General features: G+C 49.8%; 29 protein-coding genes and 2 tRNA genes. 20 read left to right on the forward strand and 11 right to left on the reverse strand.

The genetic code is table 11. The annotated features are described in order from the left end of the window. The first annotated feature begins 111 nt into the window (after positions 1-111). From ACYQ27_RS09020 to ACYQ27_RS09030, 3 genes are read left to right on the forward strand one after another with little or no spacing between them, the layout of a single operon-like run. The gene (locus tag ACYQ27_RS09020; RefSeq protein WP_456394579.1) at positions 112-1,149 is read left to right on the forward strand and encodes a TAXI family TRAP transporter solute-binding subunit; all 1,038 of its coding nucleotides are present in this window, start codon (positions 112-114) and stop codon (positions 1,147-1,149) included. 13 nt (positions 1,150-1,162) lie between these two features. After that, entirely contained in the window at positions 1,163-1,624 is a 462-nt protein-coding gene (locus ACYQ27_RS09025; RefSeq protein WP_460041499.1) for a DUF1850 domain-containing protein, read from the forward strand. A 2-nt stretch (positions 1,625-1,626) separates the two neighbouring features. Continuing rightward, positions 1,627-3,963, forward strand: coding sequence for a TRAP transporter permease (locus ACYQ27_RS09030; protein WP_456453144.1), 2,337 nt, complete (start codon positions 1,627-1,629; stop codon positions 3,961-3,963). Positions 3,964-4,034: 71 nt separating this feature from the next. On the opposite strand, the gene ACYQ27_RS09035 is transcribed toward ACYQ27_RS09030, so the two are convergent. Further along, a complete protein-coding gene (locus ACYQ27_RS09035) occupies positions 4,035-5,237 on the reverse strand; it encodes a hypothetical protein (RefSeq protein WP_456394582.1) in 1,203 nt (400 codons plus the stop codon). A 52-nt stretch (positions 5,238-5,289) separates the two neighbouring features. On the opposite strand from ACYQ27_RS09035, the gene ACYQ27_RS09040 reads away from it, so the two are divergent. The 7 genes from ACYQ27_RS09040 (at position 5,290) to pcc1 (ending at position 7,779) form a co-directional block, all read left to right on the forward strand. Continuing rightward, a complete protein-coding gene (locus tag ACYQ27_RS09040) occupies positions 5,290-5,877 on the forward strand; it encodes an RNA ligase partner protein (protein ID WP_456394619.1) in 588 nt (195 codons plus the stop codon). Positions 5,878-5,943: 66 nt separating this feature from the next. After that, positions 5,944-6,020: transfer RNA gene (locus tag ACYQ27_RS09045), tRNA-Thr, on the forward strand. 23 nt (positions 6,021-6,043) lie between these two features. Then, positions 6,044-6,121: transfer RNA gene (locus ACYQ27_RS09050), tRNA-Pro, on the forward strand. 308 nt (positions 6,122-6,429) lie between these two features. Then, positions 6,430-6,690: a 50S ribosomal protein L37ae gene (locus ACYQ27_RS09055; RefSeq protein WP_456394620.1), complete on the forward strand. Its 261-nt coding sequence runs from the start codon at positions 6,430-6,432 to the stop codon at positions 6,688-6,690. Between the two features lie 24 nt (positions 6,691-6,714). Beyond that, the gene (locus ACYQ27_RS09060; RefSeq protein ID WP_456394583.1) at positions 6,715-6,864 is read left to right on the forward strand and encodes a DNA-directed RNA polymerase subunit P; all 150 of its coding nucleotides are present in this window, start codon (positions 6,715-6,717) and stop codon (positions 6,862-6,864) included. A gap of 44 nt (positions 6,865-6,908) precedes the next feature. After that, positions 6,909-7,544: a ribosomal biogenesis protein gene (locus tag ACYQ27_RS09065; protein ID WP_460041500.1), complete on the forward strand. Its 636-nt coding sequence runs from the start codon at positions 6,909-6,911 to the stop codon at positions 7,542-7,544. Further along, entirely contained in the window at positions 7,537-7,779 is a 243-nt protein-coding gene (gene pcc1, locus ACYQ27_RS09070; RefSeq protein WP_456394585.1) for a KEOPS complex subunit Pcc1, read from the forward strand. The genes ACYQ27_RS09065 and pcc1 overlap by 8 nt, the downstream gene beginning before the upstream one ends. 5 nt (positions 7,780-7,784) lie before the next feature. Here the strand turns inward: pcc1 and ACYQ27_RS09075 are convergent, their stop codons facing one another. Further along, complete coding sequence (locus ACYQ27_RS09075) at positions 7,785-9,179, reverse strand: coiled-coil domain-containing protein (RefSeq protein WP_460041501.1); 1,395 nt, start codon at positions 9,177-9,179, stop codon at positions 7,785-7,787. Next, positions 9,172-9,912, reverse strand: coding sequence for a hypothetical protein (locus ACYQ27_RS09080; protein ID WP_456394587.1), 741 nt, complete (start codon positions 9,910-9,912; stop codon positions 9,172-9,174). The genes ACYQ27_RS09075 and ACYQ27_RS09080 overlap by 8 nt, the downstream gene beginning before the upstream one ends. 165 nt (positions 9,913-10,077) lie before the next feature. On the opposite strand from ACYQ27_RS09080, the gene ACYQ27_RS09085 reads away from it, so the two are divergent. From ACYQ27_RS09085 to ACYQ27_RS09115, 7 genes are all read left to right on the forward strand, one after another. Beyond that, positions 10,078-10,428, forward strand: coding sequence for a prefoldin subunit beta (locus ACYQ27_RS09085; protein WP_456453187.1), 351 nt, complete (start codon positions 10,078-10,080; stop codon positions 10,426-10,428). A gap of 27 nt (positions 10,429-10,455) precedes the next feature. Continuing rightward, positions 10,456-10,761 carry a DUF3194 domain-containing protein gene (locus ACYQ27_RS09090; RefSeq protein WP_456394622.1) on the forward strand — a complete coding sequence of 102 codons (306 nt, stop codon included), beginning with the start codon at positions 10,456-10,458 and terminating at the stop codon, positions 10,759-10,761. A gap of 191 nt (positions 10,762-10,952) precedes the next feature. Beyond that, positions 10,953-11,924, forward strand: coding sequence for a DHH family phosphoesterase (locus ACYQ27_RS09095; RefSeq protein ID WP_456394588.1), 972 nt, complete (start codon positions 10,953-10,955; stop codon positions 11,922-11,924). After that, positions 11,925-12,254 carry a hypothetical protein gene (locus ACYQ27_RS09100; protein WP_456453171.1) on the forward strand — a complete coding sequence of 110 codons (330 nt, stop codon included), beginning with the start codon at positions 11,925-11,927 and terminating at the stop codon, positions 12,252-12,254. Next, positions 12,247-13,293 (forward strand): tetratricopeptide repeat protein, encoded by a 1,047-nt coding sequence (locus ACYQ27_RS09105; RefSeq protein ID WP_460041502.1) that lies wholly within the window; start codon positions 12,247-12,249, stop codon positions 13,291-13,293. The genes ACYQ27_RS09100 and ACYQ27_RS09105 overlap by 8 nt, the downstream gene beginning before the upstream one ends. 53 nt (positions 13,294-13,346) lie before the next feature. Further along, positions 13,347-14,420 (forward strand): hypothetical protein, encoded by a 1,074-nt coding sequence (locus tag ACYQ27_RS09110; protein ID WP_460041503.1) that lies wholly within the window; start codon positions 13,347-13,349, stop codon positions 14,418-14,420. Then, a complete protein-coding gene (locus tag ACYQ27_RS09115; protein WP_460041504.1) occupies positions 14,404-15,129 on the forward strand; it encodes a tRNA-binding protein in 726 nt (241 codons plus the stop codon). Before ACYQ27_RS09110 ends, ACYQ27_RS09115 begins: the two co-directional genes overlap by 17 nt. Before the next feature lie 6 nt (positions 15,130-15,135). On the opposite strand, the gene ACYQ27_RS09120 is transcribed toward ACYQ27_RS09115, so the two are convergent. Then, entirely contained in the window at positions 15,136-15,375 is a 240-nt protein-coding gene (locus tag ACYQ27_RS09120; RefSeq protein ID WP_460041505.1) for a hypothetical protein, read from the reverse strand. 165 nt (positions 15,376-15,540) lie between these two features. Further along, positions 15,541-16,374, reverse strand: coding sequence for an aldo/keto reductase (locus tag ACYQ27_RS09125; RefSeq protein ID WP_460041854.1), 834 nt, complete (start codon positions 16,372-16,374; stop codon positions 15,541-15,543). A 270-nt stretch (positions 16,375-16,644) separates the two neighbouring features. On the opposite strand from ACYQ27_RS09125, the gene ACYQ27_RS09130 reads away from it, so the two are divergent. Beyond that, positions 16,645-16,938: a hypothetical protein gene (locus tag ACYQ27_RS09130; protein ID WP_456453179.1), complete on the forward strand. Its 294-nt coding sequence runs from the start codon at positions 16,645-16,647 to the stop codon at positions 16,936-16,938. Positions 16,939-17,057: 119 nt separating this feature from the next. Here the strand turns inward: ACYQ27_RS09130 and ACYQ27_RS09135 are convergent, their stop codons facing one another. The 4 genes from ACYQ27_RS09135 to ACYQ27_RS09150 form a co-directional block, all read right to left on the reverse strand. Next, positions 17,058-17,423, reverse strand: coding sequence for a DUF4405 domain-containing protein (locus ACYQ27_RS09135; RefSeq protein WP_456453181.1), 366 nt, complete (start codon positions 17,421-17,423; stop codon positions 17,058-17,060). A 26-nt stretch (positions 17,424-17,449) separates the two neighbouring features. After that, the gene (locus tag ACYQ27_RS09140; protein WP_456394597.1) at positions 17,450-17,572 is read right to left on the reverse strand and encodes a hypothetical protein; all 123 of its coding nucleotides are present in this window, start codon (positions 17,570-17,572) and stop codon (positions 17,450-17,452) included. 73 nt (positions 17,573-17,645) lie between these two features. Further along, a complete protein-coding gene (locus ACYQ27_RS09145) occupies positions 17,646-18,449 on the reverse strand; it encodes a DUF2202 domain-containing protein (RefSeq protein ID WP_460041506.1) in 804 nt (267 codons plus the stop codon). A gap of 219 nt (positions 18,450-18,668) precedes the next feature. Beyond that, positions 18,669-19,901 (reverse strand): 2,3-bisphosphoglycerate-independent phosphoglycerate mutase, encoded by a 1,233-nt coding sequence (locus ACYQ27_RS09150; RefSeq protein ID WP_460041507.1) that lies wholly within the window; start codon positions 19,899-19,901, stop codon positions 18,669-18,671. Between the two features lie 91 nt (positions 19,902-19,992). On the opposite strand from ACYQ27_RS09150, the gene ACYQ27_RS09155 reads away from it, so the two are divergent. Next, entirely contained in the window at positions 19,993-20,487 is a 495-nt protein-coding gene (locus ACYQ27_RS09155) for an HIT family protein (protein ID WP_460041508.1), read from the forward strand. On the opposite strand, the gene ACYQ27_RS09160 is transcribed toward ACYQ27_RS09155, so the two are convergent. Then, a complete protein-coding gene (locus ACYQ27_RS09160) occupies positions 20,484-21,170 on the reverse strand; it encodes an STK_08120 family protein (RefSeq protein ID WP_460041509.1) in 687 nt (228 codons plus the stop codon). The two genes, ACYQ27_RS09155 and ACYQ27_RS09160, sit on opposite strands and share 4 nt — an antisense overlap. A gap of 46 nt (positions 21,171-21,216) precedes the next feature. After that, positions 21,217-21,966 carry an FAD-dependent thymidylate synthase gene (gene thyX, locus ACYQ27_RS09165; RefSeq protein ID WP_460041510.1) on the reverse strand — a complete coding sequence of 250 codons (750 nt, stop codon included), beginning with the start codon at positions 21,964-21,966 and terminating at the stop codon, positions 21,217-21,219. Between the two features lie 237 nt (positions 21,967-22,203). Here thyX and argF point away from each other — a divergent pair, with 237 nt between their 5' ends. Further along, positions 22,204-23,151 carry an ornithine carbamoyltransferase gene (gene argF / locus ACYQ27_RS09170; protein ID WP_460041855.1) on the forward strand — a complete coding sequence of 316 codons (948 nt, stop codon included), beginning with the start codon at positions 22,204-22,206 and terminating at the stop codon, positions 23,149-23,151. Positions 23,152-23,178: the final 27 nt, after the last annotated feature.

Here is a 23,178-nt window from a genome sequence, read left to right on the forward strand (position 1 = left end):
TTGTAAATCTTCCAAATGGCCGAAAAATATATAATCCTTGACTTTACAAATATTTAGGATGTATATACATGCATGGGTATTGTTTGAGAACGCGTATGGGGTGAATAAAGAATGAGGAAATGGAAAGCAATTGGAGTTTTGTTTGTTGTTTTGGTTGGGGTAGTTGCAGCGGGCTGTATCAGCGGCGGCACGAGCGGAACAAGCACCAGCAAGCCGATTGTTCAGAAAAACGACCAGGGCAAGTGGGAAATTACCATCTATACAGGCTCGGGGCCGGGCAGCGTCTATTTTGCCATCGGTTCAATGCTCGCCAAGGTTATAAACAAGAAGAGCAATGACATAGCCGCCAAAGCAGTTACGAGCGGCGCCAGTGTTGCCAACTGTAAGGCAGTTGGGAAGGGTGAAGCCCAGGTGGCAATTGCCCAGAACGATGTCACATGGTATGCATGGGAAGGGAAATTCCAGTTTGAAGGAAAGCCAATTAAGGTTCTCAGGGCAATAGGCACCCTGTATCCTGAACCGGTTCAGATCGTCGTAAGAGCTGACAGCGATATAAAGACCCTGCAGGATTTAGCCGGCAAAAAGGTCGTTGTTGGTGCCGCTGGAAGCGGTACTGCCGCGACAGCTGAGAGGGTTCTTAAAGCTGCAGGTGTCTGGGATAAGATAGACAAGATTTATCAGACCTTTGAAGAGGCTGCTCAGAGCCTGGTTCTCGGACAGGTTGATGCTGAATTTACAGTTATCGCATACCCAGCCCCCGCGGTTAACCAGATAGCCGTTAAGGTTCCGGTGAGAATTCTCTCAATTCCAGATGATGTTATCCAGAAGCTTCATGACCAGGGATATCCCTTCTACGTCAAGGTCATAATACCCAAGGGCACCTACAACGGAATGACGGAGGATGCCCAGACCGTTGCCGTCAAGTCAACATTGATAGTCCACAAGGACGTGCCCGATGAGGTCGTCTACGAAATAACAAAGATTCTCTACGGGAACCTCGATGAACTCGCAAAGGCACACCAGGTCGCAAAGCAGATTGACATAAACCACGCATTTGATGGTCTTATGATACCCCTCCACCCCGGGGCCATTAAATACTACGAGGAGCACGGCATAACAGTGCCGGATAGATACAAGCCCAAGGAGTGAGGAGGTGGATTTTTTGAAGAAATTCTTTCTTTTTTTATTGTTATTGCTTTTGCTGTTAGTCGCTTCCATGATTTTCCCTGTCAAAACAGTCGGGATAAAATTTGATGGAAAGGAGTGTTATTATCCCCTCTCTTCCACCCAAACGCTTGATGTTGACTATACGCATAGTGTTTCGCTCACCAAAGTCGTGGACGTATATCGAATCACGGACCAGGGTATATATGCCATTCAGGAGAAATGGCAGGAATTTCTTGCCGGGCAGCCCACCGATGTTCAATACCGCTCCGGGGATTTTTATGTCAAGGATATGAACATGTACCTCGGCAGATCGTGGGAATACTGGTTCATCCCTCTGAATAAGGCTACCCTGAAAATTAATGGCAGGACGGTATTTATTCAGCCCCCTGAGGAGGGTATTCTGCGGATCAATGTTGGAAGAACGCCTTTAATCCTGATGTTGATAAGGAGGTGTTAGAAATGGGAGAAAACCTTGAGAAATTAGAGGAACAGATAAAACTGGAAACCACGAGAACCCTATCTCCGAGGCTTGAGAATGCTGTCAAAGCTGCAGCCATCTTGATAGGTATCTTTGAGATATTGTTCATCTTCAATTTTAACTTCTCGGTATATTCCCTGCTTGAGAAGATGGGAATAAAGCTTGAGTTCCTGAAGTTCGACTTCCAGGATCAGCAGGTAATGGCCTTTGTGCTGGGCATGATTTTTGTAATCGCATTCCTCAGATATCCCCTGCTAAAACGTGAGAAATATCTGAAAAAAGTCAATATCATTGACTATCTACTCATACTGCTCGGTCTCGCAGCCGCCTTCTATAAGTTCTGGAGATGGCCCACGTACATGGTCTACTACAACGTGAACCAGATGGACGTCATATTCGGATTTCTGGCAATTCTCCTGGTTCTGGAAGCCACCCGGAGAACAATTGGATGGATTCTGCCGGCCATTGTCACGGTGTTCATCCTGTATGGAATCAGGGATGCCGGCTACAACTGGACGCGTATTGCTCAGTACCTCTACCTTGATCAGGGTATTTTCGGCATACCCTACTATGTCATGACGATATATGTGTTTGCGTTCGTATTCTTCGGAGCATTCCTGCTGAAGATTGGAGTCAGCGATTACATAACCGAGTTCATGATAACGGTTTTTGGAACACGGCCGGGGGGACCGGCCAAGTCGGCTGTTATATCAAGTGGATTGATGGGAACCGTAAGCGGGAGTTCGGTTGCCAATGTTCTGACAACGGGCACATTCACAATCCCCCTGATGAAGAAAGCGGGATACCCCAAGGAGATAGCGGGGGCTGTTGAGCCTGTCGCATCCACAGGTGGCCAGTTGATGCCCCCCGTTATGGGTGCAGCCGCATTCATTATGGCCCAGTTCCTTGGAATCCCATACAACAAACTCATAATTGCAGCAGTACTGCCAGCGCTGATATACTATTCGGGAGTTTATCTCTTCATAGATCTCGAAACAAAGCGCCTGGGCCTAAAAGGCATGCCGAGAGAACACTTCAAGCCAATCAGGTACTTCCTGCGGAAGCTCTACATTCTCCTGCCGATTCTGGTGATTACCGTAGCCCTCATATGGGGAATAGCACCGCATATCGCAGCCGTCTCGTCCCTTGGGGTGGCTATATGGGTGGCGTGGATTGCAAAGGAGGAAATTCCGGGAAATGAAAAACTCTATGTTGCGGTGATGCTCGCAACCACACTCCTGATGTTCACAAGCAGAGAAAGCACGGTGGGCTCAATGACAATAGCAAAACCAGTGGGACTGATAGTCCTCTCCCTTGGAATTCTGCTCATAATCCTTAAATTCACCACGGATATGGTTGAGTTCAACGAGAAATTTTACATAAGCATCCTTTTCATAATCCTCGTGGCATGGGGGAAGCTGCTTTACCTGAGAAAAGAGGAGATTCTCCTGCTTACAGGAGTCTTCGGCATCATATTCTCCCTTATAGTCGGTTACAAATCACAGACAGAGGGCGGCAGAAAAATGTACAGGGCAACCTATGAATCCATGATCGATGCAGGTAAAACAAGCACCACAGTCATGCTCGCAGCCGCAAGCGCCGGTTTGATCCAGGGAGTGCTCACAATGACAGGGCTTGTTACGAGTCTGGGCTTCAGACTTGTGGAGCTTGCGGGAGGAAGCCTGTTCCTGCTCCTCATAATGGCAATGATCTTCAGCCTGATCCTTGGTATGGGAGTCCCCACAACAGCGAATTATGTTATCACCTCTCTGGTAGCAGCTCCGGCGGTATATACCGCTGTTCAGAACAATCCGGTCTACGCTGCCTCTGTCCCGGGATACAGCACTGCAATAGCCCTGCTCGCAGCTCACTTCTTCGTGTTTTACTTTGGAATTCTCGCAGACCTGACGCCTCCGGTGGCGCTGGCTGCATACGCTGGCTCTGCTCTGGCAGGGGGAGACTTCTGGAAAACTGCAATAAATGCAGTAAAATACGCCCTTGCAGGATATATCGGGCCCTACATATACTTCACACACCCGGAGATGTTCCTCATAACCGTGCAGCACTGGACGCCTGAGATGGCAATTAAGGTTATCTACTACCTCATAGCCACTGTGTTCATAATGTACATGATGGCGGTTGGCATAACGGGGCATCTTAAGGGGTCAGTGCCAAAGGTATTCAGGGTTGTCCTTGTAATCCTCGGCGTTTCAGGCGCTACACTGAACCACTTTGTCGTGGGTGCAGGAGTCATAGTTATGGCGGTGCTCTACCTCTACCAGAGAAAATCGTCATCCGCCGGGAGCCCTGCCCTTTAGAATGGGAACAGATTCCAGCAACCTGTATTTTTATCTTTAACTTTTCTTTGAGATTGCAGAGAAAAAAGATATCAGTAGAGCATGACCTCAAAGCCAAGCTCGCTCAGCAGATCCGCCAGCTCCTCGCTGTCCGCGTAGACCAGCAGATGGTGATTGCCAAGGGTTCCATCCATGAAATCCTTTGCCTCCTCTATTTTAAGTCTGAGCTGTGTCCTGCATCTGCTTTCGCTCCTCTCCCTTCCTGCGACCTCAACTCCTGCCACCACCACCTTTCTTCCTCTGATTTTCAGAAGGGATGCCCTCCCTTTCGGCAGGCCCACCTCCACACCGACACCGATGCCGCTTTCAAAGTGTGATCTGAGGCTGTAACCGGCTATCAGAGGAGCTGTGCAGTGAGCAAGTATTACATAATCATCCCCGTAATCAGCTATGTTGCCCATGAAGGCGGGTTTGTTGAAGAAAATCCTCGCTATCGCCATTCCAAGGAGGGAGTTGAGCTCGCCCTCACATGCCGCAGGAATACCCTGAGCATTGAACATGGCCAGTGCGAGGCATGGCGTACCCTTCAGCTTCTGAAGCAGGTCAAAGCATCCAATCGTGAAGCCATCAAGCCTGTAGTCCTCCACAATCCTCTTTAATGTCAGGTATATCCTGCCGGCCTTTACCAGATCCTCCCTCTGCGGTTCCTTTATTTCCACGGCCTTGGCCACTATATCCTCCACAGCTTTCCAGCCCTCCGCGTCTGTGGTTGCCTCGTAGTATTCATAGAACTTCTTCAGGCTTATATGGATATACGGCAGCTCGAATTTTTCGTTTATGAGCCATGGGGAGACCCTTCCGATGAGGCCGAGTCTGAGATTCAGGAACCTCTCCAGCATCTCCTTCATATCTTCATAGCCCAGCAAAGCCGCCTTAAGCTCATCAAGGCTCTTTACCAGAGCAGAAGGTATCAATCTGTCCCTGAAATACTCCCTGAGCTCCAAGGCCGCCGCTATCGAGTTGTTGAACGTGTCCCCGTAGAGGATTACCGGTTTTCTGAAGTAGGAAAAGCCCTTGAGCGTGTTTTCCGTCCCTCCCGTGAGGGGATAGATAAGGACAGCATCGACATCTTTAAAATCAAGCTCTTCGCTCCTCGCCTCATCCCGGGTTGAGACTATCAGACCGCCCTTGATTTCGAATTCACCGGCCAGCAGGGTCAGAAATTTTGAGACCTTTTTCTCAAATGCCTTCGGATTTGCAAGTTCGCTGACTCCAAAAACCACTCCAATCTTCATTTCATCACCCAAGGATTTTAAACTCTGGGGACTAAATAAGCTTGTGGTCGGGATGAAGTTTGTTCTTGATACCAGCATCTTTGTCAATCCCGAGGTCAGAAAGGAGTTCGGGGAGACCCCAACAGAGGCCATGAAATCCTTTCTGGTGTATGCCGAGCGGCTCTTCGGGAAGGTGGAGTTCTACATGCCCCCCGGCATTTACAGGGAGGTTATGAACTTCGTGGATAGGGAGGAGGTTTCTCCGAATATTGAGCTTTATATCATAAAAAAACCTCCCAACCTCCATGATATCAGAATACCGGCTTTTGTTGTGTACGAGCTCATTGAGGATATAAGGAGGAGGATAGACAAGGGGTTGCGCGTTGCTGAAAAAGCCGTGAGGGAGAGCGTCATCGAAACGGATAACGTTGATAAAATAATCCAGAAGCTGCGGAGGAATTACCGCAAAGCCCTGAGGGAGGGAATAGTCGACAGCAAGGAGGACTTTGAGCTCATTCTCCTTGCAAAGGAACTTGATGCCACCATAGTCTCCGCCGATATCGGGATACTCACATGGGCCCAGAAGATGGGCATAAGGTGGATAGATGCCGCCAGCTTCAGGGAGGTTCTGGAGGGGCTGACGGGCAAACTCTCGAAATAGGTGCCTGAATGGATGGAGAAATCCATAGAAAAATTTATAAGCTAATCCAGATACCAATCCAACGGTGCCCCGGTGGCTCAGCCTGGTGGAGCGGCCGCTTGGTAAGCGGCAGGTCGCGGGTTCAAACCCCGCCCGGGGCTCCAGCTAATGTTCTATGTGAATAACGGGGGCCGTGGGGTAGCTTGGCCTATCCTTCGGGCTTTGGGAGCCCGGGACCCGAGTTCGAATCTCGGCGGCCCCACCAGTACAAACTTTCGCCGAACGAAAGTTTGATCAAAGCTTGTAGCTCTTTCTTGGAGTGTGATTTTCGGTGGTTTCTGGTTAAAATTAACTGTTTTGGGTGAGAACTCACTTAAGGACTCTTTTAAAGAGGTTTAACTCAAAAACCTCTAACTTTTTGCCAAGCAAGGGCTTTTCGCCGGCCTCTTCCAAAGGCTGTGCTCCAGCGGAAGGTTTACTAGGAACCCTCCCCCGATGTCCGGAATTATGCAAAGATTTATAAAACGTCTTTAGAATAAGCCTTCAGGTTCAATATCATTAGAGGTGATGCTCATGGGAAGAACTACCAAGGTTGGTTCAGCCGGAAGATTCGGTCCGAGGTACGGTCTCAAGATCAGGAGAAGGGTTGCAGCCGTTGAGGCAAAGATGAGGCAGAAACATGTATGCCCTGTATGCGGAAGGAAGGCAGTCAGAAGGATAAGCACCGGCATATGGCAGTGCCAGAAGTGCGGTGCCACCTTCGCAGGTGGGGCTTATCTGCCGGTTACCCCTGCCGGAAAGGTCGCGAAGAGGGTTACCTCTTCAAGGGCCTGAATCTAATTATTTTTGGTGAGGAAAATGACGAAAGGCATTTATAGATGTGCAAAGTGTGGTAGAGAGGTTGAGATTGACCTTGAGAATACCAGGGAAGTCAGATGCCCGTACTGCGGCAGCAAGATTCTCTACAAACCCCGCCCCAAAGTGGCGAGACGGGTCAAAGCAATCTGATTCTCTTCAAAAAGCTTTTATTTACCTTCAAGTGAGTGATATCTATGATGCTGATAACCACCTCTCACAGGCCCACGAGAAGGACGAGAAGTTTTGGGCATGATCTGGAGAAGGTTTTTCCCAATGCCCTCTATCTGACCCGGGGCAAGAAGACCCTCCAGGACCTTCTCATGGAAGCCTATGACAGGGGTTACGAGAGGCTTCTGATAATCAATGTCTGGAAGGGGAATCCCCTCAAGATGACCTTCATTAAGGTTTCTCCGGATGATTGGGGCTATCTCGGTTATCTCTATCTCCACGGGATAAAGCTACAGCGTGAGATTGGTTTTAGGGATATCCGTCCCATACGCGAGGAGATGCCCTTCGTCGTTACGACGGCCAAGCGCGTGGGTCTTGACCATGTCGCCTTTGCCCAGGTGTTTGCCGAGCTAACCGGGGGCAAATTCGTTCCCAGAGGGGACAGAAGCCTTCAGACGATAGCGGATAAAAACAACACCGATGTCCTCGGTGTGGTTGAAAGGCATCCGAGGGGGATGGCACTCAACTTCCATCGCCTCGACATAACCATGGAGCGGGCTGTCGGGCCGTTAATCAGCGTTAAAATCTGGATTATGGAAGATGGCCGGAGATGGGACTATAAGGAAAAAATTGGCATCAGGAAGAGGGAAGTCCATGAGTGACATTGAGGGATATGTGGAAATTGAATTTCCTGATGAGAATACCGCAAGAATCGTCTACGAGAGCGTTCTTTATGAACATCTCACCGTCCCGTACAGGAGAAGCCGGGTGGATTTCATTCTTAAAGGAAAAAAGATAGTAATGCGCTTTTCTGCTGCGGACAATTCCGCCCTCAGGGGGACTCTGAACTCCTACCTCCGCTGGATCAAAGCCGCCATGGATGCAGCTGAAGTATAACGTACTCAGCTGGAGAGCTCTTTAAGTCTCTCACGGCATTTGCTGAGGCTGTCCTTTAGCGTTATGTTCTCCTTCTTGAGGTTCTCTATGCGCTGCATCAGCTCCTTCTCCCTGGTGGCGAGGTATTCCTCAAGCTTTCTCAGCTCATCTTCCTTCTTGAGCAGTTCAGTTTCCTTCTCACTGATTTTCTGGAGTTTCTCTGTGTAATCCCGTATCATGGCAGAGAGATATCTCTCCTGGCTTGCCAGCTCCAGAAATCTCTTGCTGATTTCCTTTTTCTCCTCCTCAAGCTTCGAGTATTCCTTCGCTATGTTGGATTTCTCTATTTTTACGGCTTCCTTTTCTTTCTCCAGAGAATCCTCCAGAATCTGCAGGGTGAGTTCTTTCTCCTTCAGCTGCTTCTCAAAGGAATCCAGCTCCTCCCTCCATGTCTTCAGCTTTGACTCTATTTCACTGAGCTCTTTGGCCTTTTTCTCCAGGAGTTCCTCCTTCCGCTGCAGCTGTTTTCCGGATTCTTCGAGATATTTCAAATTCTCCGTAATTTGTGCCAGCATTTTTTCCAGTGTTTCCTTCTTCTCTTCCAGTTCCCTTTCTTTTTTCAGAAGCTCCTTTTTCAGGTCTTCAATGTGAGCGAGCTCCTTCTCCTTTTCAGCCAGCCTCTCGGACACCGATTTCAGTTCAAGCTCCTTTTCTGCGAGCTCCCGCTCCTTTTCTACCAGCATCTTCTCCTTTTCCATGAGCTCTCCCATCTTTGAATTAAGCTGGTTTTCCAGCTGTGTGAGGTGCTCCTCTTTTTCCTGGAACCACGTCTTTTTGCTCTCCATCTCTTCGATTTCCCTTTCTAACGAGGCTTTCTGTTCCTCCAGAGAATGGACGTCTGTCTTAAGTCTGGTAACTTCCTCCTCCAGCTGTAGTTTCTGCTCTCTGAGGGATTCAAGCTGGGCAATTTTTTCTTCGAACTCCCTTCTTTTCTCGTCAAGTTTCTTTTTTTCATCCCTCAGAATAACAACGGATTCATTGAGCTGCCCTATAACCTCATTAAACTTATACATCGAGGGTTCAAGCTCATCGGAGATTTTCACCAGCTTTGAATAAGCGGCTGAGTATCTATCTATGTCCTCCTGAAGGGCGGATATAAGTTTGCCGAGCTCCTCAATTGTTTTCCTTATCCTTTCCTCATTTGTCTCAGAGCTGCTTACAACCTTCTCTATCCTCTCAAGGCTTTCAACGTATTTTTTCAGGCTCTCCTCCTGAGCGGCCAGGAGATTTGAGGCTATTGCAAGTGTTAGCTCCTCCTTGGACAGCCCCTTTCCACGCTTTACCTTGTCCATAACCTTTCTGGCGTCCGAGGAGTATTTCACATATTCCTCGAGCATTTCAAAATCTATCCGTTCACTCATTCTCCATTCCCTCCCGGAGCAGATACGCAATGCCCTCAAGTTTCGTGAAAACCTCACCAAAATTCCGGAGCATGGACTCCCTCAGGGAGATCACTTCCCCCTGCAGAACCAGCAGTTTTTCGCTGTGTATGCTCAGGAGACCGCTGTGCTCATCAAGGAGTTTCTTCAAATCCCCCATGTCTTCTTTCAGTGTTTGGATGATTTCCTGCTGCCTCATAGAATTCTTCTCGTCCATCTGTTTAAGATTCTCGGATATCTCCTTTGAAAATACTCTGAGATTTGACTTTAAATCCACCACCAGGGACTTTGTTATGGCCACAGAACTGTCCAAGCTTTTGATAAGGCTCATTGTCTCGCTCAGCCCGGAACTGAGTTCTTCACTCCTTCCATCTATATGAAGTTTAAGCCCTTCCATGCTGTTCATTATGGAACTCTCAAGGGTTTTAGCCCGGGTTTTAAGTTCATTCCTGAGGGATTCAAGCTCTTCCTTTGCTTCCTCAATTTTTAAGTCCGTATTATTGATATCTCTTTCAATAGCATCTGTTTTAACGCTAAGAGCTTTTTCGAGGTCGTCTATTCTAAATTTCAGTGCTTTCTGCTCTTCCATGATAGCCGACAGTTCCTTCTTGATTTCAAGAATCTGGGTGTTCAGGTCTTCGAACTTTGATATAAGCTGCCGCATTCTGGAAGTCGCTGCCTGAAGTTCCTCCATGAGAAGTTCAGGATCTTCCATGGAGATCCACCTTATTTATTTTGGTTGTCGGAGTATTAAAATTTTTAGATATTGTACTCACACAGGAATTCGGGGAGGAACTTCCAAAAAAAGGCCAAACTCCAACCCACGGGTAGAGCTAAAACTATTTAAATGCCCCTCTCAAGTATTTTCTGGGGGATGCAAATGCAGAATATTCCACCACAGGTTCAGGCCATGTTGGGACAGCTTGAAAGCTACCAGCAGCAGCTTCAGCTCGTCATACAGCAGAAGCAAAAAGTCCAGCTGGAGCTCAGCGACGCAAAAAAGGCCCTGGAAGAGATTGAGGGAATAGAGGCCGGGACTCCCGTTTATAGGACAGTGGGGACGCTCATAGTCAAAACCGGGAAGGATAAAGCTGTTGAGGAACTCAGGGAAAAGGTCGAAACGCTTGAGATCCGGTTAAACGCCCTTGAGAGGCAGGAGAAGAAGCTCAACGAGAAGCTCAAAGAGCTAACCCAGAGGATACAGGCCGCACTGAGGCCCACCGCTGGCTGATCTTTCTTATTTATTTGAGGGATGGACATGAAAACAGGGGTCATACACATAGGTCTCCCCGAGATGAGCGAGGAGGAGCTTGCGGCCATCGGAGAGCTGGCACAGGAGACAGCTATAAACCATGTTTTTGCTCACCTTACAAAGAGCGAGGTGAAGGACATCGAGGCTGTCGTGAGGGTAACCCGGGATGAAACCCTCAATCTGGAGCTTGAGCTCTACATCGAGGTTCCGATTTTCGTTAAAGTGGACGTTGACGCCCTCGTGGAGGAGGCCCTTGAGAAGGCCTACAGAAAGGTCGAGGAAAGGCTCAGGGAGATCGCTGGTAAGGGTTAATGGTTAAATCCAGCTTCACGCCGGTGGGATTATGAGACAGAGGGAAATTGCAAAGGCCTTTGCCAGAGACATTCGGAGTGTTGCCAAATCCAATCGTGGGGGGATCGCTGAAAGGTACTGTGCTAACACTCTACCCTCGCTGATGCCGAACGCTTTATCGAGCGCATGGAAAAAGCCCTGGAGGAGCTGGAATGAGGGGAAAGCTTAAGCTCAGGCGCTTCCTTGATGGCTCAAAGGATAGGTCATTTCTTCTCCTCTGTCATCACAATGCCGATCCCGATTCACTGGGTAGTGCAATAGCCTTTTCCCGCTATCTCACCTCAAAGGGGATTAAAAACCGCATAGGGGTTTCTCAGAGCATTTCCTCCTATGCAAAAAGGCTGCTCCAATTTGCGGAGGTTGAGATAAATCCCGATGTCAGGGAGGATGTGGTGGTAATCTTTGACACGTCATCAATAGAGCAGCTCGAACCCATTGAGATTCCGCATGAGAAGTTCGTAATCGTTATTGACCACCATGCCGAGAAGAAGAAACCCATCAGGGCAAACATAACCCTCATCGAGTCCTCAAGAACCTCAACGGCAGAGATTGTCTGGGAGCTTTTTAAATACCTCGGGTTCTACGATGAGACTGCCGCAAAGGCTCTGCTGGCAGGGATAGTGACGGATACCGCGAACTTCCGCTTTGCCAATTCCATGACATTTAAAGCGGTTGGTGAGATTCTTGAGAGATTCGACATTCAGATGGGGGAGATATACGGCCTTGTGAGTCCCGTCAGCGATGAAAACATAGACAGCGCCAGGAGAATGGCGGTGCTGAAGGCCTGTCAGAGGATGGAGCTTAAAAAGGCAGGCAGGTATATAATAGCGGTATCAAAGGTTTCCGCGTATGAATCCTTAGCCTGCAAAACATTTCTCCAGCTGGGGGCCGACGTTGCCATAGTCGGAAGCGAAAAAAAAGGCGTAAGGATTTCGGCAAGGGCAAGGGAAAATCTCGTGAAGAAAGGCCTCCACCTCGGTAGAATAATGGAGATGGTGGGGCCGATTATTGATGGCTCGGGAGGAGGACATGCCGGAGCCGCAGGGGCCAACGGGAGATCCAATCTCGATGATGCCCTAAAGTTTTTGATTAAAGAGGTTGAAAAATTTCTGAGGGGGATATGAATGGCGAGGTGTCCGCTGTGTGGAAGGGCCCTTAAATGGGAGGAGCTTGTTGAACAGATGCTTGAACTTGAGGATTTCAGGGAGATTTTGAAGGACAGAAATGCCTTTATGGAAAGTCTCGGGGATTTTGTTTTTAAATGCCCTCACTGCGGTGAGGAGTTCTACGGAAGGAACCTTCCGGCCAGGGAAGCGGAGAAGGTTTTTGACCTCCTCAACGATTTTAAGGGCAGCATAGACTGGGAGGAGAGGAGGGTCAGGCTTAAGCTCACGAATCTCCTCGCTCTTGACCTCATGCTTGAAGAATGGGACAGGAGGTCGAGGGGTGGATGAGATAATCCATCTCGCTGAGGTCGGTGATGTAAGGGGAGCCGTGGAAAAGGCAGGGGAAATAGGGGATCCCGTGAAGCGGTTGAAAGCTCTGGTTGCTGTTATCGAAATCTCCAGAAGGGAGGATGTACTTCCCCCGATGCTGGATGCACTGGATGAAATAACCTCAACACCCGAAAAAATCGTCGCCATGTCCTTTCTGGGCCGTGCCCTCTACCTCCTTGACAGGGACAGGGATGCCGAAAAAGCGTTTGAATCCGCGGTTCAGATGGCGGAGTCTCTGAGGTCGCCCAGGGTCAAGGCAGAGGTGTTTGCGGCCATAGCGCGGAATCTTGCCCTCTCCGACAGATACAGCGACTCCTACGAGTATTTCAGGCTCGCTGTAGAGCAGCTCCAGTTTTCAAGGGCGCTATACTCCGAGGTAATATCAGCGCTTATAAAGATTGCCCGCCTGATAGAAAAAACCGGGGACGAAACCCCAACGGAGAGAGCCCTCGACTTCTACAGACTGGCAAGGGAGCTCTATGCCTCAATACGCTTCACCCTCCAGGTGGAGGTGCTGGAGGAGAAAATGGAGCTTGTGGAGGATGTTCTCAAGAGAAAGAGTGCGGCAATCGTTGACCTGATTAACATGGGGGATATAGAGAGGGCAATGAAGATGACCCGCTTTCTGCCTCCACGGGAGAAGGCATTCTCACTCCTCGAAATATCCTACTGGCTCTTTCTCCATGATTACAGGAGGCTTGGCAGGTCGGTTCTTGAAGATGCCCTTAACACAATCCTGGTTGGAAAATTCAAACCAGATGACAGCGAGCTTGAAAGTGTCGGGAGGCGGTTCCTGAGAATCGGACTTCTGGAGGAAGCCCTCACGATAACAGGGATAATTCAGGACGAAAAGAGGGCATCCGGGTTGCTGGGGGATATTGCCATATCCTACGCAAGGAGGGGCGAGATAAATAGAGCCCTGTCGATTGCTGAGGGCATTCAGGATGAGGAAACCAGAATAAGCGTTCTGGAGGAGCTGAAGTCCGGAGAGACTTAACTTCCGATACCCTTTTTTATGATGGGGCCGTACTTCACATAACGGTGGGTGGTATGCTGGACATTGTAAAGGAGCGCCTGGAAGAGGGGGATGTTGAGGGGGCTTTGAAGTTTGCCCTCGATGCGGGGAATCCCCTCATCACCGTGGAGATACTCTCGCTGATTTTGAAATACGTGAGAAACGTGGAGGATTACAACCTCGTGCTGGCCTGTATAAACGATGCAATAAACGGCATCACAGACCCCATTGACCGGGTTAAGGCACTGAGCGCTGCTGCGGAGGCGCTTTACAGCACGGGGGCAGAAATGACGGGATGGCACTACTTTGAGGAGGCCGTACATCTGGCGGAGGGAATGGAGCTCTTTAAATGGCGTGCCGATGCCCTTGCCCATATAGCGGGCATGATGATCCTTGCGGGCCTCGTGGATGATGCTTATCATTATTACACCCGGGCGGTTGAGGTTATTGAAAGGTCGGGAGAGCCGTATTCAGCTGTTGTCTCCATGTTCTCCGCGCTCGCTGACGCCATAATGGAGGGGGCGGATCATATCCATGACAGAAGGGCACTGAAATTCTACAGTCTGGCAAGGGACATCCATCTCATCATAAACAAACGGCTCACAGCCTCGATGGTTAATGAAAAGATCAGGACAATCGAGGACGTTCTAAAAGAGGGAAGCGTCGCTGTGACAAAATTCCTGGAAATCGGGGATATAGATAAGGCAGTCTTTGCCGTCAGATACCTTCAGGATGAGGAAAAGCCCGTGGCGCTGATGAACGTCGCATACTGGCTTTTCCTCCACGGGCAGGAGCGGCTGGCCAGGGTTCTGCTTAAAGATGCCTATGATATGATGTTCCTTCAGGACATCAGACCTAAGGATATTGCGCTGGAAGGAGTGGCATACCGCCTCATAAAGCTCGGGCTCTTGGATGATGCACTTAATATTGCAGGAATAATAAAGGATGAGGAGATAAGCGACAGGGTTCTCGGAAGGATAGCACTCATGTATGCCCGGAGGGGAGATAAACTGAGGGCGGAGCAGATACTCGACGTTATAAAAAACGAAAGCGTTAAGAGCAAAATCCTGAAGGCCATATGGGGTGAGAGGAATGTGGGACACGAGTAAGGATTACCGCTTACTGGTGGCGGAGAAGAGCGTGGAGCTGTTCCTGAAAACGGTGGAACACGCGAAGTTCAAGGGGAAGTGGAACAAGAAGGGAGCTATTCAGCTGGCGAAGGAGATGATTCCGGAACTTCAGGCGATGCGTTATTCCTACATCGAGCCGAATGAGCTTATAGAAACACCGCAGATGAAAGCCTTGAAGGAGAAGGCTTTGGGCATAATCGAGGCTCTGGGCGGTGAGGAGTGGCACCACAAATTCATCAGCCTGGCGGATAAGGGCGAGCGCGAGAAGGTCGAAGAGGCCGTCGCCAAAGTGCGCTTTTTCCTCAACACCATACTTAACCTCGATAAACGCCTGAGGCTCGGCAGGATAAACGATCCAGTTATAGCCGTTGATATAAAGGTCGGAGAGGTGATGAGCGTGGCCAAGCATCCGAACGCGAACAGGCTTTTGGTTACCAACGTGAACCTCGGCGAGAGAGCTGTTACCGTCGTCACCAACGATTTGAGCGTAAAAGAGGGGAACCGCGTCGCTGTTGCACTGCTCCCTCCGGCCAACTTCCGCGGAATCGTCAGCGAGGGAATGTTCCTCGGTGCGGGGGAGGGTGTCCTCAAGGATGTGAAGGGAGAAATAGGCGGCCTGCCGAAGGGAATCCCGCTTGAGGCCTTCAACGAGACCAGGAATTTGGTCGAGGCGTTTCTGAAGGGGTAAATGCTCTCACAATACTTTATAACTTTTTAAACCCATTCCCAATAGTATTCTGGTGGGGAACTGCTCAGCTGCCGTGGAAACATGCACCCTCAGGTGAATCTCATGGAAAGAGATACCATAATAATTGTGGCTTTCGGGATTATTTTGTTTATCTTTTCCCCTTTTATGCTGTTTTTTACTATAGCTGTATTGGATACCCTTGGCATAGATAGAGCACTTCCTGGCATGCTCTTTTATCTTATGCACCTTCTATTCCCACGTTAATACTCTGCGGTATCCTTGCAAGTATTATGAAGCTTCTCAAAAAGCCCAATCCATGGATAAGGATGGCTTTAGCCCGGATAGCTTTTGCTAGCTACTTCATGTTCTACATGCTGATGAGCTTCATGCAGGTTAAATGAGAGATGTGCATTACTGCATCATGCACCCCCTCGCCTTCTCCCTGTCCTCCTTCGAGAGCCTCCATCCCATGGCTCCGGCATTTTCTTCAACGTGAGTCTTTCTCCCGGCTTTCGGAATCGCAATAACGTTATCCTCCCAGATTAGATAGTTCAGGGCCACCTGGGCGGCGGTTCTGCCGTAGGGTTTTCCAATTTCAGCCAAGCACCGGTTTCTGGCGAGGGAGCCCTTTTCAAGGGGAGTGTATGCCATCAAAGCAATCTTTTCCCTTTTCATGTAGTCGAGCAGTCCGCTATTTTCGGGCCACCTGTCCTTCAGAGAGTACTTGACCTGATTGGCAACTATCTCATACCTCCTCATGGCCTCCTGGGAGCGCTTGAGAAGCCCAAGGTTGAAGTTGCTCACGCCTATGTATCTGATAAGCCCCTCATCAACGAGCTCCTCCAGAGCGTGAAGCGTCTCCTCTATCCTCCCAAAGTCGTCAACCGGCCAGTGGAGGAGGTAGAGGTCTATGTACGTGCCCAGTCTCCTTGCACTCGCCCTGGCTGCCTTCTTTGCGCTCTCGTACCCAAAGTGTGTTGGCCACACCTTGCTGACGATGAAGAGCTCCTCACGCTCGAAGCCTTCTATGGCTTTCCCAACGAGCTCCTCGCTGTGTCCGGCACCGTAGAACTCCGCCGTGTCTATTAGGTTTATCCCGAGCTCAAGGCCGTAGCGGAGAGCCTCAACACTCTCCCTGTCGCGGCTGCGGTCTGGCCGTTCCCGTCCGCCTATGCCCCACGTCCCCATGCCGATGGATGTGACTCTGAAATCGCCTATCCTTTTAAGATCATCGAAAACCGGCATAATACCCACCTATAGACGATCGGCCGGAGTTCTTTTAAGGTTTCTGTGTTAGCGCTAATTGCAGGGCCCACCAAAATCTCCTGATACTATACAACACTCTGGTTCCCATCAAATATTGGAGGGTGTCCTTGAGGGAATTTGCTCTTAGGAAAGTGCTCACCCGGGAACATTCAAGCAAACAAAATGCACAATCCAAAATGGAAACTAGGTTATACAACACTCAGAGGAAATAGTTTTTAAACACTCTCCGGAGGTTATATTGGTGATACAATGGATCCCATGTCAAAGATATTTGAGGAAGCAAAGAGAAACCCAAAGATGAGGAAAAAACTGAAGATGAAGGCGGCTTTCACACTCCTGCTGTCCGTGATGTTTCTGGGAGTTATATTCATAACCGTTGGAACTATACTGGCCAGCAAGCACGGAAGTTTTATAGGAATGACCCAGCTTGATTTCCTCAGGCTCCGGTCTCGCTATGGCCTCATAATGACTGCCCTTATAATAATCCATCTTGGCATGAACTGGAACATATTGAAAAAAGAGATAGAATTTCTGATGAGCTGAGCGGCTCAAGCTTTCCATATTTTTGTTCCGGTTTCCACGGAAAAACAAAAAAGCCCACTAAGAGCATAAATGGACAACATAAAAGAGGAAGATCTCTCCATTGCCTGCTGCTGTTCCCGTCATCCAAACAGTACATAGACAGCAGCGCCACTAATGAACAGTCCAGTTATAGCTGTCAGTTCGGCCAGAGCACGCCAGTTTATGGAGTTTTCTCTCCTCTTCATTGTGAGGTTTCTGATCATACACACCATCGGGCCGAAGTTCACAGCAAGATGCATGGCTATGAGTGCTATCATGGCAAAACCAAAGTAGATATGCAGGGCCTCCCATGCATCCTTACTGAGACCGAGGAATGTCCATCCCGCTTCTCTGACAATTCTCCCGCTTGGAGCCAAATAGAGGGCTATTCCGGAAATGCCCTCAAACATAAAATCAATCAGCAACAACAGATCAAGCACGGGCTTCAGCCATCTTGGAACCCTCATACCCTTCACCTCCGTATTCAGACTCTTCAGGGATTTCTCATATCAGGAGGCTTATTGACAGATTCCTCGTCTCTCATAATTGATTCAGCGGGTACGGGATCAATATTCTCTGTCTTCATTACAGGTATGAGTCTGATAATGAATTCCATTTCGACCACCACACATTTTACTGTGTTTTGGTTATTAGTCAGCTTGAAAAACAAAGAAAATACCGGAGGGGCATCAGTCCTCAAAGCCCATGCCGCAGGCTTCGCCCCTCATGCCGTCTCCTCTGTGGGCTTTCTGCCCCGTGCCGTGCATTCCTCTGTGTTCTCCATCCATTCTTCCCATGCCGTTCCTGCCGTGGCCTTTTCCTTTACCACCCATCATACCATGACCGTGCTCGCCGGTTGAGCTCAGTATATCCTGAACCTGTTCCTCTCCAAGCACCTGGGGCTCGTAGGCAACGCCGTAGGCTTCAAGGTTCCTCACAAAGGCCCTCAGGTGGTTTTCGCTGCCGGCCATTAGGTGTTCATACACCTGCTCGATGTCCTCGTTGTCGGTCTTGGCGAGCCAGTTCTGAAGATCCTTTATGTCAGTCTCCTCTATGAGTGCCCCCACCTTGAGGGCCTCCGTTGTGTTCTGGCTTCCTGTTTCAACGAGCCTGTCGTAGAGCGCCTGAAGTTCCTCGTTCTGGAAGACGCCGACCTGCTCAAGCGTCTGGGGTGCGGTTAGATTGTACTTCTCTATCAGTGAAAGCACTGCATCCATGTGCATCTGCTCGCTCCGGGCTATCTTTTCAAACACGCTCAGACCGGTTTCGTTGTACAGCGTGAGGTAGACGTCCCTTGCGAGCTTCTCCTCCTCGACCATGTAAATAAGCCCGCTGGCCTCCTCGTCGCTCAGCGGCATGCTGTATTCCTCCGCATATGTCTGCGGTGCCTCGGGGTTTGGCCCGGGCATTCCTCTGTAGGCGGCTGCCCCTCCTATCACCAGCCCGAACAGGGCCAGCACCAGCAACCCGATTCCAAATATTTTCTTTCTCATGTTTTCAACCTCCTGCATATGTAACTTCAATATTACATATGCATGCAGACTTTATAAAGTTTTCGGTTTTGGGAATATGCAGGGATAGGGGAGTTTAAAAACCGGTACATTCGGGACAATTCAACCGCAGGCTGAACTGCAGGGAAATGGAGAAGGGAATACAAAAGCTTAAGGAGCATTTAAAAAGCAGGAAAAATCCTGAAAGGTGAAAGAAGAAAGCTAAGCCCCGAACTTCTCGGAGCGGTTCATGAGGTCCATCATTATCGGCACTATGTCGTGGCCTTTAATTCTTCCAAGGCCGCCGCGCATGCATTCCCTTTCACCGAAGCTCTCGGTGTAGTCAGCTCTGACTCCTCCACCTGCGATGAGAACCGGAACGGGGTCGCCGCTGTGGTTCATGACCTCGCAGGGCGTTGAGTGGTCGCCTGTTATGGCTATAACGACGTTCTCAAGGTCAATGCTGTCGACTATGTAGCCTATCATCCTGTCGGCCTTCTCTATCATCTCGGCCTTTAGCTTTGGATTGTTGTCGTGGCCTGCAGCGTCAGTCGGCTTGAAGTGAAGGAAAACGAAGTCGTACTCCTTGAGGAGCTCAACAACCTTCCTCGCTTTCGCCATCTCGTCGGTGTTGTACTCGCCGGTGGCTCCTTCCGGCGTGTGTACGTCAAAGCCTATCGCCCTTGCGACGCCCTTAACGAGCGAGACCGCTATAACTGCCCCCGCTCTCACCTTCCACTGTTCGGTGAACTTCATGGGTATGTCGGGGTAGGTTCCGGCACCGCGAACGAGGAGGTAGTTTGCGACAGGTTTGCCTTCTCTCTTCCTCTTCTCGTTTACTGGGTGCTTTTCAAGAACTTCGTGGGCCTGGCCGACGAACTCTTTGAGGATCTCCGCAACTTTTTTGCTCTCCTCATCCTCCCAAGCAAACTCGTGCGGTGGCTTCCCTGCCTCATGCGGGTCGTTTTCGCCGACTTTATAGCCAGCCGCCATGCCCTTAAGAACGAGAACAGCCCTGTGGCCTGTCGCACCGATGAATATGAAATCGACCGGCAGTTTAACTTTCTCCTGAATGGCTTTGGCAAGCTCGTGGGCTTCCTCCGTGCTTATTCTTCCAGCCCTTCTGTCGGTTATGATGCCGTTCTCGAGGGTGGCGAAGTTTACGCGGAATGCAAGATCATCCTCGCTCAGCTCGAGACCGACCCCCAACGCCTCAAGGAAGCCCCTCCCGCGGTAGACCTTATACGGATTGTAGCCGAATATGCTGAGGTGAGCTGTGTCGCTGCCGGCCGGCTGTCCGGGCTTTATCGGATCCTGCTGGCCCAGTATTCCAATCTTAGCGAGTCTGTCCATGCTGGGGGTGTTTGCATACTCAAGCGGGGTCTTCCCATCAAGTTCCTCCACTGGCCTGTCTCCAAGGCCGTCGATAATCACCAGTATTCCTTTACGCTTCATCTGTATCACCTAAAGGGAGTAGCATCTCAATTAAAAAACCTTTAGGAAAACTTTTTAACGCTGCGGCATTTCTCCCAATGGAGGTGAAGGGATGAAGCTGCTGTGGGCACCGTGGAGGATCGAGTACATACGGGCACCCAAGTACGACGGGTGCATATTCTGCGATTTTCCCAGAGAGGAGAGGGATAAGGAGAGGCTTATACTTCACAGGGGAAAGCACGCATTCATAATCATGAATAACTACCCCTACAATCCGGGTCATGTCATGATTGCACCTTACAGGCACGTGGGAAGGTGGGAGGATCTGAACGATGAGGAGCTTCTTGAAATCATGCAGCTCTCCCAGCTTATGATAAAGGCCCTAAAAAAAGCCATGAACCCTGATGGTTTCAACATGGGGGTTAATATCGGCAGAGTTGCCGGAGCCGGAATAGAGGATCACGTTCATCTCCACATTGTGCCGAGGTGGAACGGCGACACCAACTTTATGCCAGTTATAGATGACACAAAGGTCATTCCGGAGTCCCTTGAGGAGGCCTACGATGAGCTGAGGAAGGCCATAGAGGAGATTGAGAAAGGAATTTAACTCTTCTTTGCCTTTATTCTGAACCTTTTGTTAAGAGGAAGCCCCTCGAAAAGCTCACCTTCAATCTCCACCACCGGAACGTTGGTCTCAATAGCGGATTCCCTCATCCCTTCCCTAACGCGTATCTCCTTCAGGTTCCCATTTTCGACCCTCACAAAGAGGTACGTTCCGTCATCGGCGGTTCCCTCAAGGCTGAAATCCTTTCCAAGCTCAAGAGCGAAGTGCTTTATCAGGGCAGGTGCGGTCTCAGGTGTTATGTTCTCAACTTCACCTCCGCTTTCTTCCGATTTCAGCACAGGACAGGCCTTTGCCGAGCAGAATTCTTTCACGGCCTCCGCTATTCCCCTCGCAAAGTTCTCCAGGGGTTTCCCCATCAACACCTCGCCGAAGCCGGCCCAGCTCGCTGTTACTGTCAGGCTCCTTCCCTCCATCAGAAAGGTGACAGTCAGGATTCCTCTGTCCCCCCGGAAGGTATAGATTGCCTCGTTTTCGCTGAATCCAACGTCAAGCTTGAACTCATAACCAAAATTGAAGATGAATCTGGGAACTCTGAACCTGACACTTCTCCCGGTTAAACTCTCAAAGTAGGGGAAGAATGGAAGGGTCTTCTCGGGTTCACTCAGGAGCAGCTTCAGGGTCTCCCAGCCATAGGGGAGCCCGACAGTGAAACTCTTCATTTTCATGACCACTCACCAACACCAGTTAATAAAAAGGACAAAAAAGGATTTCTTAAACCTCTTGTTTAGAACCTGTCAGGGCTTTCCACCTCTCCCGTGTCCTCTTCCAGCATCCGGGGGGCATGAGCTCGCCTTCAGGACAGTAGCCGAGTTGCACACAGCGCGGCCCGAGCTTCGCCCACCTTATTATCGGTCTCAGCTCATCATTCCGGGCAATCTCCTCAAGCATCCTCCATGCCACTTCCCTTATCTCCCACTGGGCCCGCTCGCAGGCTCTTAAACCGAAGAAGTGCTTCAGCTCGCGGAGGTTCATTGTGACGACGATTTTGGTTTTTACCGCTTGAGGAAGGATGAAGCGGGCATCCTCCTGATGAACGCCGCTTTCAACGGTTTTTTTGTACAGCTCTATCGAGCTTTTCATAAGCTCTCTCCACTCCTCAAGGAGCTCCGGGTCTTTCCCTATGGAGTCAGGAATCACAAAGGTTTCCCCGACGTCCTCTGTGTCGAGCTTTATATAACGCATTGATTGCTGCGTATAGCTCGCCAATCTGTGGCGAACGAGCTGATGACTCGTGATCCGGCTTATGCCCTCGACCGCAAAAGTCAGAACAGCGTGCTCCAGTATGGATTCATGGCCGTAGCCGAGAATCTTAGGAAGGTGCCTCTCCACATCCAGTTCGCTCATCCTTTCAAAAGCCCCCGTCTCCCAGCCATCCCAGTAGCTTATGAGGGCTGCCCATGTGACAGTTTCAAGAGGTTTTTTTGTATAATTGACAAGTCTGACCCTGATTCCGCCCCCCATTTACCTCACCTCCGGGAGAGCTCATGGATGTTTATAGTAATTATCCCCGGCCCGCTGAATGGATGACAATATTGCAGAAGTTGAATGCAACTTATGGCAAATCCCCGGGCAGATATCCGCATATAATTCACTTCAGAAAGCTTCAGCCTTAAATCTCCCAAAATTTTTCGCTTTTCTCAAATATTTTCTGACGAAAGGGTTATTAAAATCAACATCCAGCTTTAAACGGTGATGCAGATGGTGGTTAGCTTAGCCGGAAGGGATATGCTCTGTCTTCAGGACTATACAAGGGAGGAAATTGAAACAATTCTCAAAACAGCCGAGATGATGAAGATATGGAACAAGATAGGCAAGCCCCACAGGCTTCTTGAAGGCAAGACCCTCGGCATGATATTCCAGAAACCCTCCACGAGAACCCGCGTTAGCTTTGAGGTCGGAATCTACCAGCTCGGGGGCGTTGGTCTGTATTTCAGTGCCAATGATTTACAGCTCCGCAGGGGAGAGACGATAGCCGACACCGCAAGGGTTCTGAGCAGGTATGTGGATGGAATCGTCGCGAGGGTCTACGCACACAGGGACGTTGAGGACCTCGCCAGGTATGCAAGGGTTCCCGTTATAAACGCCCTCAGCGATTTCAGTCATCCATGCCAAGCACTGGCGGATTACCAGACCATCCTTGAGAAGAAGGGCCGTATAGCGGGCCTCAAGGTGGTTTTCGTTGGAGACGGGAACAACGTTGCTCACTCACTCATGATAGCCGGAACCAAGCTCGGTGCTCACGTCGTTGTGGCGACACCGGAAGGTTACGAGCCCGATGAAAGGGTAATCAGATGGGCAGAGGAGAATGCAGCTGAAAGCGGCGGTAGCTTCGAGCTTCTCCACGACCCGGTTAAAGCTGTCAAGGATGCGGATGTTATTTACACCGATGTCTGGACTTCGATGGGACAGGAGGCAGAGGCTGAGGAGAGGAGGAGGGTATTCAAACCGTTCCAGGTTAACAAGGAACTCGTCCGGCACGCAAAGCCAGACTTCATCTTCATGCACTGCCTGCCTGCCCACAGAGGTGAGGAAGTCACCGATGATGTTATAGACGGGCCAAACAGTGTGGTCTGGGACGAAGCAGAGAACCGCCTGCACGCCCAGAAGGCTTTAATGGCCCTCGTCATGGGAGGAATAAAGGTTTGAAGGCTTTTTCTCCTTTTTCTGTTATAT

This window comes from Thermococcus atlanticus, from assembly GCF_054657855.1.

Coding starts and splice junctions, on each gene's coding strand:
- ACYQ27_RS09020 (WP_456394579.1), top strand. CDS start 112: ATGAGGAAATGGAAAGCAATTGGAGTTTTGTTTGTTGTTTTGGTTGGG.
- ACYQ27_RS09030 (WP_456453144.1), top strand. CDS start 1,627: ATGGGAGAAAACCTTGAGAAATTAGAGGAACAGATAAAACTGGAAACC.
- ACYQ27_RS09035 (WP_456394582.1), bottom strand. CDS start 5,237: ATGAAGATTGGAGTGGTTTTTGGAGTCAGCGAACTTGCAAATCCGAAG.
- ACYQ27_RS09040 (WP_456394619.1), top strand. CDS start 5,290: ATGAAGTTTGTTCTTGATACCAGCATCTTTGTCAATCCCGAGGTCAGA.
- ACYQ27_RS09055 (WP_456394620.1), top strand. CDS start 6,430: ATGGGAAGAACTACCAAGGTTGGTTCAGCCGGAAGATTCGGTCCGAGG.
- ACYQ27_RS09060 (WP_456394583.1), top strand. CDS start 6,715: ATGACGAAAGGCATTTATAGATGTGCAAAGTGTGGTAGAGAGGTTGAG.
- ACYQ27_RS09065 (WP_460041500.1), top strand. CDS start 6,909: ATGATGCTGATAACCACCTCTCACAGGCCCACGAGAAGGACGAGAAGT.
- pcc1 (WP_456394585.1), top strand. CDS start 7,537: ATGAGTGACATTGAGGGATATGTGGAAATTGAATTTCCTGATGAGAAT.
- ACYQ27_RS09075 (WP_460041501.1), bottom strand. CDS start 9,179: ATGAGTGAACGGATAGATTTTGAAATGCTCGAGGAATATGTGAAATAC.
- ACYQ27_RS09080 (WP_456394587.1), bottom strand. CDS start 9,912: ATGGAAGATCCTGAACTTCTCATGGAGGAACTTCAGGCAGCGACTTCC.
- ACYQ27_RS09085 (WP_456453187.1), top strand. CDS start 10,078: ATGCAGAATATTCCACCACAGGTTCAGGCCATGTTGGGACAGCTTGAA.
- ACYQ27_RS09090 (WP_456394622.1), top strand. CDS start 10,456: ATGAAAACAGGGGTCATACACATAGGTCTCCCCGAGATGAGCGAGGAG.
- ACYQ27_RS09095 (WP_456394588.1), top strand. CDS start 10,953: ATGAGGGGAAAGCTTAAGCTCAGGCGCTTCCTTGATGGCTCAAAGGAT.
- ACYQ27_RS09100 (WP_456453171.1), top strand. CDS start 11,925: ATGGCGAGGTGTCCGCTGTGTGGAAGGGCCCTTAAATGGGAGGAGCTT.
- ACYQ27_RS09110 (WP_460041503.1), top strand. CDS start 13,347: ATGCTGGACATTGTAAAGGAGCGCCTGGAAGAGGGGGATGTTGAGGGG.
- ACYQ27_RS09115 (WP_460041504.1), top strand. CDS start 14,404: ATGTGGGACACGAGTAAGGATTACCGCTTACTGGTGGCGGAGAAGAGC.
- ACYQ27_RS09125 (WP_460041854.1), bottom strand. CDS start 16,374: ATGCCGGTTTTCGATGATCTTAAAAGGATAGGCGATTTCAGAGTCACA.
- ACYQ27_RS09130 (WP_456453179.1), top strand. CDS start 16,645: ATGGATCCCATGTCAAAGATATTTGAGGAAGCAAAGAGAAACCCAAAG.
- ACYQ27_RS09135 (WP_456453181.1), bottom strand. CDS start 17,423: ATGAGGGTTCCAAGATGGCTGAAGCCCGTGCTTGATCTGTTGTTGCTG.
- ACYQ27_RS09140 (WP_456394597.1), bottom strand. CDS start 17,572: ATGGAATTCATTATCAGACTCATACCTGTAATGAAGACAGAGAATATT.
- ACYQ27_RS09145 (WP_460041506.1), bottom strand. CDS start 18,449: ATGAGAAAGAAAATATTTGGAATCGGGTTGCTGGTGCTGGCCCTGTTC.
- ACYQ27_RS09150 (WP_460041507.1), bottom strand. CDS start 19,901: ATGAAGCGTAAAGGAATACTGGTGATTATCGACGGCCTTGGAGACAGG.
- ACYQ27_RS09155 (WP_460041508.1), top strand. CDS start 19,993: ATGAAGCTGCTGTGGGCACCGTGGAGGATCGAGTACATACGGGCACCC.
- ACYQ27_RS09160 (WP_460041509.1), bottom strand. CDS start 21,170: ATGAAAATGAAGAGTTTCACTGTCGGGCTCCCCTATGGCTGGGAGACC.
- thyX (WP_460041510.1), bottom strand. CDS start 21,966: ATGGGGGGCGGAATCAGGGTCAGACTTGTCAATTATACAAAAAAACCT.
- argF (WP_460041855.1), top strand. CDS start 22,204: ATGGTGGTTAGCTTAGCCGGAAGGGATATGCTCTGTCTTCAGGACTAT.